Raw genomic sequence first — 14166 nt, forward strand, 5'->3', positions numbered from 1 at the left:
ACGGGGTAATCCGATACTCCACAACCTCATCGGCAATCGTTCCGTATCGAATCACCCCGCCCCGATCAGGGGCTTCGCATTTTACTTCTTACGAAGCGCGAACAACGGAATGAAGGGGGAGTGCCGGGGATTGGTTTTTGAAAGCGTCGCAAACAGGATGTTTGCGCCGCAGCGCCCAGGGGTGAGGCAAGCGTTTACGAAGCACCGCTTCGTGCGCAGCCGAACGACGCCAATCTATGATTGGCGGCCGGGCCCGCTTGCGGGGGTTCACAGGGGGGCGCCTAGCTCGGTTTCAAAAACCAATACCCGGTGCTTCCCCGCCACCGGGCTCCAAACAGAGCTTTTCTGGGGCTCGAAGTGCCCTACAAACATTTCCTGTCCTGTATTACCCTTCACGCAATGTTTTCCTAGAGTTGGAACTCCCTTTGCGTATTCCCCGTATTTTTTCCTCCGAGCCGTTGTCCGGCCAATCTGAAGTCCAGCTAGACGAAGCCGCTTCGCGTCATCTGGTGAAGGTGCTGCGCCTGGGGCCAGGGCGTCCGTTAGTTCTGTTTGATGGCTTGGGTGGGGAGTATGCGGCGGAGTTGATGGAGGCTGGGAAGAAGGTGCGGGTCAAGCTTGGTGCCTTTGTTGAGGATGATCGGGAGTCGCCGTTGGGGATTACTCTGGCGATTGGTATTTCTCGCGGGGATCGCTTTGACTGGGTGATCCAGAAGGCAACAGAGCTGGGGGTGGCGCGGATTCAGCCGTTGTTTACGGAGCGCTGTGAGGTGAAGCTGTCCGGTGATCGGCTGCAGAAAAAGCTGGGGCAGTGGCAGCAGATTGCGATCAGTGCCTGTGAGCAGTGCGCGCGCAATCGGGTGCCGGCGATTTTGCCGCCGTTGAAGTATCCGCAGTTTCTTGAGCAGGCAAAACAGGACGATACTCTGAAGCTGGTGCTCCACCACCGCACCGAGGCGACACTGGCGGAGCTGGAACAGCAGTCCGGGCGGCCGGATACCGCGCTATTATTGGTGGGGCCGGAAGGTGGGCTGTCCGCGGATGAGATTGCGCTGGCATTGCAGCAGGGCTTCCACCCACTGCGTCTGGGCCCGCGGGTACTGCGGACCGAGACCGCGCCGGTCGCAGCGCTGTCTGTTTTACAGTTCCAGTGGGGCGATATTTAGCCCTGCCTCGTCATTCCCGCGCATGCGGGAATCCAGAATTCCCGGTACACCGCTATCCACACAGAATAAGCGGGCACGAAAAAAGGTGAACCTATGAAAGCATTAGTCTGGCTGATCGGTGTGGCTATTACGGCCATGTCTGTTCTGGTGATTCTCAAGCCGCAGATCGCGCGGGATATTGGCGAGCGGATGAATCCGCAGTTGTTTTATTTCGGCTGCTGGGCACGCATAGTGATCGGCATGGTGTTCCTGCTGATCTCTGATACCCGCAGCTGGGGAACCCTGTTCAATGTGCTGGGTATATTCCTGATTGTGATCGGCGCCTACGCGCTGCAGTCGGGCTATGAGCGCACCAAGGAATTTGTACTGGGTATCGTGCACGGCAATGAAAATTTTGTGCGTGTGGCCGGCGCGGTGGGGGTGTTGATCGGTATTCTGCTGATCTCGGCGACCTGAATAACGAAAAGTGGATGTGTGATGGATAGTTTTGCGTCGAATACGCGGCTGGTCATTTTTGATTGCGATGGGGTACTGGTGGACAGCGAAAGCATCGTCTGCCGGGTGCTGGCCGAGGAAATGACCAAACTCGGCATGCCGGCGACAGCGGAAGAGCTGGATGAACAGTTCAGTGGCCGACCTTCGAAAGACTGTATTGTGGATATCGAAACCCGCTACGGTGGGCCGTTGCCGCAGTCCTATTTCAATGCCACCGAGAGCCGTATTCGCGAGGCCTTCCATACCGAGCTGGAAGCGGTGTCTGGTATCCATGAGGTATTGGATAAGCTGCAAACCACAGACCTGCAAACCTGCGTTGCGTCATCCGGCCCCCACGCCAAGATGCAGATCACATTGAATAAGACTGGATTGTGGGACTATTTCGACGGGCGTATCTACAGTGCCGATGACGTTGGCCGCGGCAAGCCCTGGCCGGATCTGTTTTTACACAGCGCGGCGCAGTTCGATATCGATCCGGCACACTGTCTGGTGGTGGAAGACTCCATTGCCGGAGTAAAGGCCGCGGTGGCGGCGGGTATGCCGGTGATTGGTTACAGCCACAATAGCACCCGTGCGCGGCAACTCGAAGCGGAAGGGGCGCGGGTTATCAATGATATGCAGCTGCTGCTGGACTATTTTTAGTAGCAGGTTTTAATCACTGACTATAAAGATTGGAGCGACGGGATATGAGTACACTAAAACGGATTCTGATCGCGTTTGCATGCCTTTTCGCGGCGATTGCCTGTTATGTCTTTGGCATCCCCGCGGGTGGTGCCGTTTTTCTGGTGTTGGGTTTTCTGCTGGAGGGCGCCTTCTGGTTCCAGCTGACCCGCCGCAAACGGGACAGCTGATAAAAACGCACTGGTGGCGCCAGGCCAATGGCACTACGGTCTGGGTTACTCGGTGAGTCGCACCTGTACCGACGCGCTGCGGCGGGTGTCTTTGTCATCCACAAAGGTGCGCGTATAGCGGACCTCGTAAATACCCTGAGCGATTAAAGTGCTCACCAGTCCCTGGGGCAGTTCCACGGTTTCCCGCAGCGGCTTGCCCGCCTCCGCGGTCAGCGGTTCCGATACCTCGTGTATCACCCGGTCGCCCACCATAAACTGTCCGCTCACCGAAGACGCACGGATCTCACCGAGATCGCTGTCCAGATTCCACGCCATCATCAGCTTGCGCGACTTGCCGCTCACCGTCTGAGAGGGTGGCGAGGCCTGCACCTGCGCCAGCCGACCGCTGGAATCCAGGTCAAACAGAATATGGTTTGAAAGGCTGCCTGCGGCACCCGCAAATACCCGGCGATAGCCCACGCGACGCACTCCCTTGGCGTGCCAGCTGCGCGCCTGTACCGGAGATATCTGCACGATTTCGGTAACCTCACCGCGGTCGCCACTGAACTCCAGAATCTGATCCACCACCGCCAGTTCCTGGTTGTTGTCCAGGTTCACAAACACCCCCCGCGGTGACGCTGCACCCCCTTTGCTGGCGACTCGCCAGGTCACGGTTTCCCGATATCCCTCGCTGGCATTCAACCAGGCATCCCCGGGGTCCACCGTCACAATCTGCTGTGCAGTGACCCGCGAGCCGAACACCAGGGAAAGCGCAATAGCGCATATCCCGAGGATGGTAAGCAGTAGCTGTTTGTTCATTGCCGTCTCCCTGGGGGCAAAAAATAGGCTCTTGGTATTTTGATTAGGTTAGGGTGCACTCGGTCAACTCAGAAATCCCCCTATTCCCCGTTGTATTCCTGCCGTGAGCGCCCGGTTAGGGAAAAGATTCTCCCGACCCTAGTATCTAGAGAATCTAGCGACCGAAAGTGTCTGTCGTAAGCAGTTGCTGGCTGCTGACTACAAGGATCTTTCGGAATGCAGCCACCCGACCGACTCGAATCAGATTGCAGTCATTCGAAGGAGCCGGCTCTTATGCCTACTGTCTTTTTCCGCAAACCGCTACGGCGTCACTGTTCGGCACTTGGCGCTCTGCTCAGTGCCCTGCTTCTCACCGGTTGCCCCGATCCCACTAAAAAGTACTCGTTGGATCCGGGCGAACTGGTAAGCAATGGTGTGGGCGAAAAGAGTGCCCGCGAGGCTGCGCCTTTTGGTGACGATATGGTCCGCTACCTGATGGGCCAGGCTCGGGAGCGCGGTGATACCTTTGTATTGAATGTGGACTTCGAACCCGGCGGCTTCGCGCCAAAAATGGACACCCTCGCCGACATCGAAGCATTGCTGATTATTATGCGTGACTTTCCCGCGCTGAAAATTGTTGTGGAAGGGCACACCGATAATGCCGGTGATCCCGACAAAAATCGCAAGCTGTCGCAATGGCGGGCCAACTGGGTCAAACAGTTTCTGCTGGAGCGAGGGATACATTCAGAGCGGATAGAGGCCACCGGGCTGGGTGATTCGGATCCGATCGCAGACAATGAAACCCAGCGGGGCAGAGAGCAGAATCGCAGGCTGGTGGTGCGGGTGATCGACTTCCAGGGCAAGCCGGTCAATGTGCGGTTGGGACGTCCGCAGAAATTGAACAAGGCGCTGAATCAATAACTAAGCCTATAAAAGAAAAACCCGGTGACATTGCTGTCACCGGGCTAATTTTATTCTTTGTTGGCGAGATCCAGAGCGTTCAGGATGTCGGCCGTCGGCCCTACCTGATTCATGGTGTAGAAATGCAGCCCCGGTGCGCCGCCTTCCAGCAGCGTCTCACAAAGATCCGTCACAATCTCCAGTCCCAACTTTTTCACATCTTCCGGATTGTTGAAGCTCTCCATGCGGTACTTCAACCAGCGCGGAATTTCCGCACCACAGTTGCGGGAGAAGCGCGCCAGATTGGTGAAGTTGGTAATCGGCATGATACCCGGATAGATCGGCGCATCGATACCGGCCTTTTCACACTGATCCAGGAAGTAGAAATAGGCATCCGGATTGTAGAAGTACTGGGTCAGGGCACTGTTCGCGCCGGCCTCGAACTTGCCCTTCAGGAAACGGATATCCGCATCATAGCTGTCCGCTTCCGGATGGATTTCCGGGTAAGCCGCCACTTCCAGGTGGAAGTGATCACCGGTGTGGCGGCGGATAAATGCCACCAGTTCGTTGGCATAAACCAGCTGCGCCACGGAGCCCATACCGGACGGCATATCACCGCGCAGTGCGACGATGCGATCGACACCGGCATCCTTGTAGCGGTTCAGCAGGCCGAGAACGATCTCTTCATTGTCGCCACCAAATGACAGGTGTGGCGCGATGGAAACACCCTTTCCGCGCAGTTCGCACACAATATTTGCGGTGGTATCGCGGGTGGTGCCACCGGCACCGTAGGTGACCGAGAAGAATGCGGGGTCGAAGGCCTGCAGTTCCTCGCGGGTATTTTTCAGTTTTTCCCGACCCTCTTCGGTCTTGGGTGGGAAAAACTCAAAGCTGATACGTAAATCACTCATTATTCTGTTCCATTCCCTCGGCTTTCTGGATCCCGGATCAAGTCCGGGATGACGGAGCATCGTCATGCCGGCGAAGGCCGGCATCCAGTACCTGAGAGGTCAATTAATACTTGTAGCTTTCCGGCTTGTAGGGGCCATCCACGGAAACACCGATGTACTTGGCCTGGTCTTCGGTCATGCGGGTAATCACACCGCCAAAACCTTCCACCATGTACTTGGCCACTTCCTCGTCCAGGTGCTTCGGCAGTACTTTTACGTAGAGCGCGGAAACCTTCTGGTCCGCCGGCAAATCGGCAAACTTCTCGTTGTACAGGTGGATCTGCGCCAGCACCTGGTTAGCGAAGGAGCCATCCATAATGCGGCTCGGGTGACCGGTGGCGTTACCCAGGTTGACCAGGCGGCCTTCGGACAGTAGCAGCAGGTGGTCGTTGGTGGCCGCATCGCGCACGATCTTGTGCACCTGTGGTTTCACTTCCTGCCACTGCCAGTTTTCGCGCATAAATGCGGTGTCGATTTCGTTATCGAAGTGACCGATATTGGAAACCACGGCGCCGGACTTCAGTGCCTTCAGCATATTTGCGTCGCACACATTGACGTTGCCGGTGGTGGTGACGATCAGATCGGTATTCGCCAGCAGGTCCTTGTTGATAGAGGACTCTGTGCCGTCGTTTACGCCGTTGATATAAGGGGAAACCAGCTCGAAGCCGTCCATGCACGCCTGCATGGCACAGATCGGGTCCACTTCGGTGACTTTTACGATCATGCCTTCCTGACGCAGGGAAGCGGCGGAACCTTTACCCACATCGCCGTAACCGATCACCAGCGCTTTCTTGCCGGACAGCAGATGGTCGGTACCGCGCTTGATGGCATCGTTCAGGCTGTGGCGACAGCCGTACTTGTTGTCGTTCTTGCTCTTGGTGACCGCGTCGTTCACGTTGATCGCCGGTACTTTCAGGGTGCCCGCTTTCAGCATGTCCTGCAGGCGGTGTACGCCGGTGGTGGTCTCTTCACTGATGCCGTGACATTTGTCGAGCAGCTCCGGATATTTGCGGTGCAGCAGTTCGGTAAGATCGCCGCCGTCATCCAGAATCAGGTTTGGCTGCCAGCCGGCCACGTTCGCGCCGATAGTGCGCTCCAGACACCACTCGTATTCTTCTTCCGTTTCACCTTTCCAGGCGAAAACCGGAATGCCGGAGGCGGCAATCGCCGCGGCGGCGTGATCCTGGGTAGAGAAAATATTGCACGAGGACCAGCGCACTTCCGCGCCCAGGGCCACCAGGGTCTCAATCAGGACCGCGGTCTGGATGGTCATGTGGATACAGCCCATGATGCGGGCGCCCGCCAGCGGCTGCTCTGCGCGGTATTTTTCACGCAGGGTGATCAGCGCGGGCATCTCGCCTTCGGCGATTTCAATTTCCATGCGGCCCCAGTCGGCCAGGGAAATGTCGGCGACTTTAAAGTCTTTAAATTCGGTGCTCATTTGGTTCATTACCTAAATCTTTGAAGTTTTTCCCCGTCATACCGGCGAAGGCCGGTATTCAGTTTCGTGGCGCTGGATTCCGTACCGGATCAAGTCCGGCATGACGGGCGCCGGAATGACGAAAATATGAATTAAATACCAGCTTGTGCGCGCAGGGGCTCGGCCTTGTCTGTCTTCTCCCACGGGAAGGCGGTAAAGGTTTCCACCTGCTCTTTACCGTTGGCATCGATCCACTTGTAGCTGTGCTCAAACGGTTCGCGACCGAAGTGGCCGTAGGCGGCGGTGAGCTGATACATGGGGTGCAGCAGGTCCAGCGCTTTGGAAATCGCGTAGGGGCGCAGGTCGAAGTTTTCCCGCACCAGTTCGATCAGGCGCTCATCGCTCACCTTGCCGGTACCGAAGGTGTTGATGGAAACCGAGGTCGGTTCGGCGACGCCAATGGCGTAAGACACCTGAATCTCACAGCGGTTGGCGAGGCCCGCGGCCACAATGTTTTTCGCCACGTAACGGCCGGCATAGGCCGCAGAGCGGTCCACTTTTGACGGGTCTTTCCCGGAGAAGGCGCCGCCACCGTGACGGGCAGAACCGCCGTAGGTGTCCACGATAATTTTGCGTCCGGTCAGGCCACAGTCACCCACGGGGCCGCCGATGACGAATTTGCCGGTAGGGTTGATGTGGTACTTGGTGTTTTCATGCAGCAGGTCTGCCGGCAGAACGTGGTGCACGATCAATTCCAGCACCGCTTCGCGCAGGTCTTCCTGGGAAACTTCTTCGTTGTGCTGGGTGGACAGAACCACCGCGTCGATCGCGCAGGGCTTGCCGTTTTCGTCGTAGCGGAAAGTCACCTGGCTTTTCGCATCCGGGCGCAGCCACGGTAGCAGGCCGGACTTGCGCGCTTCCGCCTGGCGCTCTACCAGACGGTGCGCGTAGTACACCGGAGAAGGCATAAATGTCGGGGTCTCATCGGTGGCGTAGCCAAACATCAGGCCCTGGTCACCGGCACCCTGGTCTTCCGGTTTCACCCGGTCAACGCCCTGGGCGATATCCACAGACTGCTTGCCGATCACATTGATCACGCCACAGGTTTCACCGTCGTAACCCACTGCGGAAGAGGTGTAACCGATATCGGTAATTACCTTGCGCACCAGATCTTCCAGGTCCACCCACGCAGAGGTGCTGATCTCACCGGCAATTACCGCGATACCGGTTTTCACCAGCGTCTCACAGGCAACCCGCGCATTCTTGTCACGCGCCAGCAGCGCGTCCAGAACCGCATCGGAAATCTGATCGGCAATTTTGTCCGGATGGCCTTCGGATACGGATTCCGAAGTAAAAATGCTGTATTCACTCATGTGATTTCTCCATTTGCGCCCCGGGGCGCTCCTTGTTCCGCTACCTGCGGAATTAAACTTTCAAAAATTCCTGAATCTGAATCTGAAAACCATTGCGCAGGGCACTGTGTTCACTGCGCCCTTTCTGTAGGCCCGCCTCTGCGGCCCACTCAACTAACTGCTGCGGCGCAAATCCGAGCCACAAATCCCCGCAGGCGTCTCGCGCCCAATCCTGCCCGTGATCGTGCAGCTCGGTAATCAGCAGCTGCCCACCGGGCTTCAGGGACTTCTGTAAATCGTGAAAAATCTGCGCAGGCTCCGGCGTGTGATGCAACACCATATTCGCCACGATGCAGTCCGCGCTTTCAGGGCGGGATGCCGCCGCGCGGGTGTCGTCGCAGACAAATTCGATATTCTGCAGCCCCTTCTCGTCGGCAAAGGTCTCCGCCCGTTCCAGCATCGTCTTCGACAGATCCAGTGCCGTCACCGTGCCAAAACGATTCGCCAGCTCCTCCAGAAACTCACCCTCACCGGGGCCGACTTCCAGCGCGTGACGCCCCGGTTTCAGCAGCTGTGCCACCTGTGGACCATAGACGCTATAACTGGCGATCAACTCCTGCTGCTCGCGGAAGCGGTTGCCGTAATCCGCGAAGAAGCGACGCGAGGCCTCGGCGCGCTCGGAAGCAATCTGCTCCACGGTGGCCGCGCGGGACTCGCTCAGAGACAGTTGATCGAGGCCGCTGAACAGCTGTTGCAGTAACACGCTGCCTGCGGTGCGGCGGTAGAACAGGTTGTTGCCCTCGCGGCGCTTGCTCACCAATCCCGCCTGCGCCAGCACCTTTAGGTGGTGTGACAGGGCCGGCTGGCGCAGCTCGAAGATGCGGCACAGCTCCAGCACGCTGTAGGAGTCCTGGCTTAGCAGGCGCAGTATCTCCAGCCGCAGCGGATCGCCGGCGGCCTTCAGGGTCGCCGCCAGTTGCGGGATCGGGTCGCTGACGTGTGATTCTTTGTTGGCATCACCCGTCGCAGACGGTTGGCTGGAGTCAAGCATGGCGCGGAGTCTAGCAGCGCTGCACACCTATATCAAAATATTTTGATTTAGGTGTATCGAAAAAATTTGATGCAGATGTAACTAACGCCGCGCGAACGGGCCGATGGGTAGTGGGATTGCGATTTGTTAGGAAATTGTTGCTGTCATCGGCAAAGAATTGAACCCGTGGCCTTTGCGCCCGGCGGGGGTTTACGGGAAAATACGCCCCCGTTTTGCCGGCCATCGACAACCTCCGGCCGACGGAATCGCGGCAAGCTGGCCGTCAGAGCCGGGCCCGCAGCGCATCTGATGAACCGAAGATCCCAAACCGAGAGATCCCTATGTCTTCTACTCCGTCTCGCACAGAAAAGGCTAACGCCATTCGGGCCCTGTCCATGGACGCGGTCCAGAAAGCCAAAAGCGGCCACCCGGGCGCCCCCATGGGTATGGCAGATATCGCCGAAGTGCTGTGGAACGACTATCTGAAACACAATCCGGCCAACCCCGAGTGGGCGGACCGCGACCGCTTCGTGCTGTCCAATGGCCACGGTTCCATGCTGCTGTATTCCCTGTTGCACCTGACAGGCTATGACCTGTCCATCCACGAGCTGCAGAACTTCCGCCAGCTGCACTCCAAGACCCCGGGCCACCCGGAATACGGTTACGCCCCGGGCGTAGAAACCACCACCGGCCCCCTGGGCCAGGGCATCACCAATGCCGTGGGTTTCGCACTGGCCGAGAAAGTCCTCGCTGCCCAGTTCAACCGCGACGGCTACGAGCTGGTTGACCACAACACCTACTGCTTCCTGGGCGACGGTTGCCTGATGGAAGGTATCTCCCACGAAGCCTGCTCCCTGGCCGGCACCCTGGGCCTCGGCAAGTTGATCGCTTTCTACGACGACAACGGCATCTCCATCGACGGTGAAGTGGAGGGCTGGTTCACCGACGACACGCCCAAGCGCTTCGAATCCTACGGTTGGCACGTCATCCCGAACGTGGACGGCCACGACCCGGCTGCGATCAAGGCCGCCATCGAAGAAGCCCGCTCTGAGACCAGCAAGCCCACCATCATCTGCTGCAAGACCGTGATCGGCTTCGGCTCCCCCAACAAGCAGGGCCGCGAAGAGTGTCACGGCGCGCCGCTGGGCGACGAAGAGATCGCGCTGGTACGCGAAACCCTCGGCTGGAAACACGAGCCGTTCGTCATCCCCGAAGACCTGTACCACGCCTGGGACGGCCGCGCCAAAGGCGCCGAGCAGGAAGACGAGTGGAACGATATCTTCGAAGACTATAAAGAAGCCCACCCGGAACTGGCGGAAGAGTTTGTACGCCGCATGAAAGGCGACCTGCCCGCGGACTTCCTCGCCAAGGCCGACGAGTACATCAAACAGTGCCAGGCCGACGGCGAGAAAATTGCTTCCCGTAAAGCCAGTCAGAACAGCCTGAACGCCTACGGCCCGCTGCTGCCAGAATTCCTCGGTGGCTCCGCCGACCTCGCCGGCTCCAACCTCACCATTTGGTCCGGCTCCAAAGGCGTCACCGCCGACGACGCCAGCGGCAACTACCTCTACTACGGCGTGCGCGAATTCGGCATGAGCGCCATCATGAACGGCATCGCCCTGCACGGCGGTTTTGTGCCTTACGGCGCGACCTTCCTGATGTTTATGGAATACGCCCGCAACGCCGTGCGCATGGCCGCGCTGATGAAGCAGAAAGTCATCTTCGTCTACACCCACGACTCCATCGGTCTCGGCGAAGACGGCCCCACCCACCAGCCGGTAGAGCAGCTGACCGCCCTGCGCGCTACACCAAACCTGCAGACCTGGCGCCCCTGTGACGCCACCGAATCTGCGGTGAGCTGGAAAATGGCCGTATCCCGCAGCGACGGCCCCAGCGCCCTCATCTTCAGCCGCCAGGGCCTCGCCCCGCAGGCGCGCACCGAAGAGCAGCTGGCCAACGTCGAAAAGGGTGGCTACATCCTGCGTGATTGCGACGGCGAACCCGAAGCCATCATCATCGCCACCGGCTCCGAAGTAGAGCTCGCCACTGCTGCCGCGGACCAACTGTCCGGCCGCAAAGTGCGCGTCGTCTCCATGCCGTGCGCCGAAGCCTTCAGCGCCCAGCCCGCCGACTACCGCGAATCCGTACTGCCTTCCAGTGTACGCGCCCGCGTAGCTGTAGAGGCCTGCCACAAGGACTACTGGTACAAGTTTGTCGGCTTCGACGGCGCTATCGTTGGCATGGACACCTTCGGTGAATCCGCACCGGCGGGTGACCTGATGAAGCACTTCGGCATCACTGCTGAGAAAGTTACTGAAGCTGTCGAAGGGCTGCTGAAGTAATTACTAGGTAAGCTGCTTACGTAGTTCAGCGGCTTATCGAGAAGGGCAAGTGCCGGGCATAGGGTTTCGGAAGCGTCGGCGACAGGGACGTCGCCGACGCAGCGTACAGGGATGTATTCACAGCGGTTCCGAAACCCTATGCCCGGTGCTTGACCGCCACCGCACGGGACCAGAGCATTGACCGAAGGCGGTGGACAAGGCCCGAGGAATACATGCCCAACCAAGCACCAATAAGGCTCGCGATAAACGGCTACGGCCGTATCGGACGCAGTGTCCTGAGAGCCCTCTACGAATCCAACCTGCGCGACCAGCTGCAGATCGTCGCCATCAACGAACTGGCCGACTGCGCCACCATTGCGCACCTCACCAAATACGACACCGTTCACGGCCGCTTTCACGGCAAGGTCGAAGTGCACAACGAAACCCTGCACATCAACAGCGACCAGATCGCCGTCACCCATCACCGAGACCTCGAAGACCTCGACTGGCGCAATCCCCAGATCGACATCGTCCTCGAATGCACCGGCAGCTTCACCGAACGTCAGCGCGCCGAACTGCATCTAAAAGCCGGTGCCAAAAAAGTCATCTTCTCCCAGCCCGCGCAAAGCGACGTCGACGCCACCATCGTCTACGGCGTCAACGACACCGCGCTCAACGGAAATGAAACCATCATCTCCGCCGCCTCCTGCACCACCAACTGCAGCATCCCCGTCATCGCCGCACTGGAAAGCGCCTTCGGCATTGAGGCCGGCGTCATTACCACCATCCACTCCGCCATGAACGACCAGCCGGTAAACGACGCCTACCACCACACCGACCTGCGCAAGACCCGCTCCGCCATCTCGTCGATCATCCCCGTCGACACCGGCCTCGCCCGCGGTATCGAACGCATACTCCCCGACATGGCCGGCAAATTCGAAGCCCAGGCCATGCGCGTGCCCACCATCAATGTGTCCGCCATCGATCTCTCGGTACAACTGAAAAAATCCGTCACCCAGGCCGAAGTCAACTCTGTACTCAAGACCGCAGCGGAAACCCGATTCTCCGGTGTGCTCGGTTACAGCGAAGAACCCCTCGCCTCCTGCGACTACAACCACGATCCCCGCTCCGGCATCGTCGATGCCAGCCAGACCCGGGTGGCCGGCAATAAACTGGTCAAGGTGCTGATCTGGTTCGACAACGAGTGGGGTTTCGCCAACCGTATGCTGGACGTCACCCGCGCGCTGCAAATCCAGTGACGAGCGGACGGTGACGCGCGGACAGAAAGTTCAGTAGAGAGCGTAGATAGAGAGCGTAGATAGAGAGTGCAGATAGTCCTTCTCACCCACGAACGCGAGTTGGAGCGCCCAACCAATACCGGGCGGCTGGCGCTGGATGTGTGTAGCGAAGATGCGTCTGTCAGTCTGCGCCGTCTTGTGTGGCACCGTACCGAACCGGATGCAACATTGCTCGCTTTGCTGGCGCAGTCGCGTACCGGGGTACTGTATCCCGATAGTGAGGTGCAAATTGGCGGCAGCCAGACCGCTTCCCTTGGGATTGCAGAGTGCGACGTTTTTATCCTGCTCGATGGCACCTGGCAGGAGGCGCGTAAAATGTATAACCGCAGCCCGTACCTGCACGAGGTGCCGAGAGTGGATCTCAAGGTCGGCGGCGTCTCGCGTTTTACCCTGCGGCGCAATCAGCGCGCGGGTTGTCTGTGTACGGCAGAAACCGTTATTGAGATTTTGCGCGCAAAGGGGCGCGCGCAAGCGTCGGAAAGCCTCGGGGCCAGGTTTAATCGGTTTCTAGCGGAATCTCCCTGAAAATCTTGCTCACTCAATCGGGTCTCACCCGCTCTTCTTCAATCCTGGCTACATTTGCAATCACCCGCAGCGCAACCAGTGTGTGGATCGCCGCGAGCTGGGTTTGCTGCCGCGCAAACGCGTTATATTCCGCGTAGTCGACATTTACCTTGCAGACGCTCTTCTGTTTACAGGGAGCCTCTCTCTTGTGGTAGTCGGGCTGCGTGACGGTAATCTCGCTCTTGCCGAAATTGTTGCCGAGAAATGAATCCGAGTACTCGCAGAACTGGTCGTAATGACAGGGTTTCCAGAAATCGACCCAGGTGCGCTTGTTCAGTTCACTGTTGATCGTTGCAGAGTAATCACTGGATAAATTGATCACAGTTTCTGCGGCGATATTGTCTGGGATATCCTGAAGCAGGTTGATGCTCAGAGATTTTTTCCGGTCACCGGTGAGGGATCGATACTCAACGTCAACTTTTTCGCAAAGGCTGTCATCCAGTGCGTTCGCAATGGGCAGCGGGAACTCATCGAATTCATCTTTCTGGAAAGTGCTGTGATAAATCGGCAATACGTGTGATGGATTTGCCAGATCCTGAATGTAGTGGGAAAAGGCACCCAGAGATTGGGAAATTCCAGCCTTGTCGCCGGAATTGACGGCATTGTTAATTTCGCGAATGGTTTTGCTCAGGTGATAGTCCATTCGCGGAGACGCAAAGCCGGCTGCCCTCCGCGGGAGGGCTTTTTCCTTATCGTAAAAGTGCCAGTATGCGAGTCTGCGGATACTCAGGTCATCCTCCCCCTTTGACGCCTCACCGGCGGCACAGGCATCGATCCAGGATGTAAGACTTTTATCTTGCTCACAACGGCTTTGGAAGTGCTGTATGGCCTGGCAGGTAAGATGCTTGTGATTGCTGGGTGAGAATGACAGCGCTGTGAGTGGGTACGCAAATAGAATGCTAGTTGCGCATGTCGCGCGCGCAAATCGCGGAAGAGACCATCCGGAAAAATTTTTGGGCATCGACCTTCCCTGCAGGCTTGTTATTGGTGTTTGCTGAGAATGTTATCCCGAAACCGAGGGTCCATGCGAAAATTTGTCGAT

The 14166-nt window shown here is 58.1% G+C and carries 14 protein-coding genes; 8 read left to right on the top strand and 6 right to left on the bottom strand.

All coding sequences use genetic code 11. The features are described from left to right. Positions 1-425 precede the first annotated feature (425 nt). The 4 genes from ACYX4K_RS16960 (at position 426) to ACYX4K_RS16975 (ending at position 2512) form a co-directional block, all read left to right on the top strand. Positions 426-1166, top strand: coding sequence for a 16S rRNA (uracil(1498)-N(3))-methyltransferase (locus ACYX4K_RS16960; protein ID WP_475090971.1), 741 nt, complete (start codon positions 426-428; stop codon positions 1164-1166). 93 nt (positions 1167-1259) lie between these two features. Further along, positions 1260-1622, top strand: coding sequence for a hypothetical protein (locus ACYX4K_RS16965; RefSeq protein WP_475090969.1), 363 nt, complete (start codon positions 1260-1262; stop codon positions 1620-1622). A 21-nt stretch (positions 1623-1643) separates the two neighbouring features. Next, the gene (locus ACYX4K_RS16970; protein ID WP_475090967.1) at positions 1644-2303 is read left to right on the top strand and encodes an HAD family hydrolase; all 660 of its coding nucleotides are present in this window, start codon (positions 1644-1646) and stop codon (positions 2301-2303) included. A 44-nt stretch (positions 2304-2347) separates the two neighbouring features. Next, on the top strand, positions 2348-2512 hold the full coding sequence (locus ACYX4K_RS16975; protein ID WP_475090965.1) for a hypothetical protein: 165 nt from the start codon (positions 2348-2350) through the stop codon (positions 2510-2512). Between the two features lie 45 nt (positions 2513-2557). Here the strand turns inward: ACYX4K_RS16975 and ACYX4K_RS16980 are convergent, their stop codons facing one another. Further along, complete coding sequence (locus tag ACYX4K_RS16980) at positions 2558-3310, bottom strand: hypothetical protein (RefSeq protein WP_475090963.1); 753 nt, start codon at positions 3308-3310, stop codon at positions 2558-2560. A 273-nt stretch (positions 3311-3583) separates the two neighbouring features. Between ACYX4K_RS16980 and ACYX4K_RS16985 the strand changes: the two genes are divergently transcribed. Continuing rightward, on the top strand, positions 3584-4210 hold the full coding sequence (locus ACYX4K_RS16985; protein ID WP_475090962.1) for an OmpA family protein: 627 nt from the start codon (positions 3584-3586) through the stop codon (positions 4208-4210). Positions 4211-4260: 50 nt separating this feature from the next. Here ACYX4K_RS16985 and metF read toward each other — a convergent pair whose 3' ends face one another. The 4 genes from metF to ACYX4K_RS17005 form a co-directional block, all read right to left on the bottom strand. Next, a complete protein-coding gene (metF, locus tag ACYX4K_RS16990) occupies positions 4261-5100 on the bottom strand; it encodes a methylenetetrahydrofolate reductase [NAD(P)H] (RefSeq protein WP_475090960.1) in 840 nt (279 codons plus the stop codon). Positions 5101-5203: 103 nt separating this feature from the next. Beyond that, the gene (gene ahcY / locus ACYX4K_RS16995) at positions 5204-6580 is read right to left on the bottom strand and encodes an adenosylhomocysteinase (RefSeq protein WP_475090959.1); all 1377 of its coding nucleotides are present in this window, start codon (positions 6578-6580) and stop codon (positions 5204-5206) included. A gap of 131 nt (positions 6581-6711) precedes the next feature. Then, the gene (gene metK / locus ACYX4K_RS17000; protein WP_475090957.1) at positions 6712-7932 is read right to left on the bottom strand and encodes a methionine adenosyltransferase; all 1221 of its coding nucleotides are present in this window, start codon (positions 7930-7932) and stop codon (positions 6712-6714) included. A gap of 52 nt (positions 7933-7984) precedes the next feature. Continuing rightward, positions 7985-8962: a metalloregulator ArsR/SmtB family transcription factor gene (locus ACYX4K_RS17005; protein ID WP_475090956.1), complete on the bottom strand. Its 978-nt coding sequence runs from the start codon at positions 8960-8962 to the stop codon at positions 7985-7987. A gap of 320 nt (positions 8963-9282) precedes the next feature. On the opposite strand from ACYX4K_RS17005, the gene tkt reads away from it, so the two are divergent. The 3 genes from tkt to ACYX4K_RS17020 all read left to right on the top strand — a co-directional run bounded on the left by tkt (position 9283) and on the right by ACYX4K_RS17020 (position 13085). Beyond that, the gene (gene tkt, locus ACYX4K_RS17010; RefSeq protein ID WP_475090955.1) at positions 9283-11283 is read left to right on the top strand and encodes a transketolase; all 2001 of its coding nucleotides are present in this window, start codon (positions 9283-9285) and stop codon (positions 11281-11283) included. A gap of 212 nt (positions 11284-11495) precedes the next feature. Further along, positions 11496-12521, top strand: coding sequence for a type I glyceraldehyde-3-phosphate dehydrogenase (gene gap, locus ACYX4K_RS17015; RefSeq protein ID WP_475090954.1), 1026 nt, complete (start codon positions 11496-11498; stop codon positions 12519-12521). A 66-nt stretch (positions 12522-12587) separates the two neighbouring features. Beyond that, positions 12588-13085 (top strand): DTW domain-containing protein, encoded by a 498-nt coding sequence (locus tag ACYX4K_RS17020; protein WP_475090953.1) that lies wholly within the window; start codon positions 12588-12590, stop codon positions 13083-13085. 13 nt (positions 13086-13098) lie between these two features. Here the strand turns inward: ACYX4K_RS17020 and ACYX4K_RS17025 are convergent, their stop codons facing one another. Next, positions 13099-13767: a hypothetical protein gene (locus ACYX4K_RS17025; RefSeq protein WP_475090951.1), complete on the bottom strand. Its 669-nt coding sequence runs from the start codon at positions 13765-13767 to the stop codon at positions 13099-13101. Positions 13768-14166: the final 399 nt, after the last annotated feature.

It is taken from the genome of Microbulbifer sp. ABF4_107, from assembly GCF_056312215.1.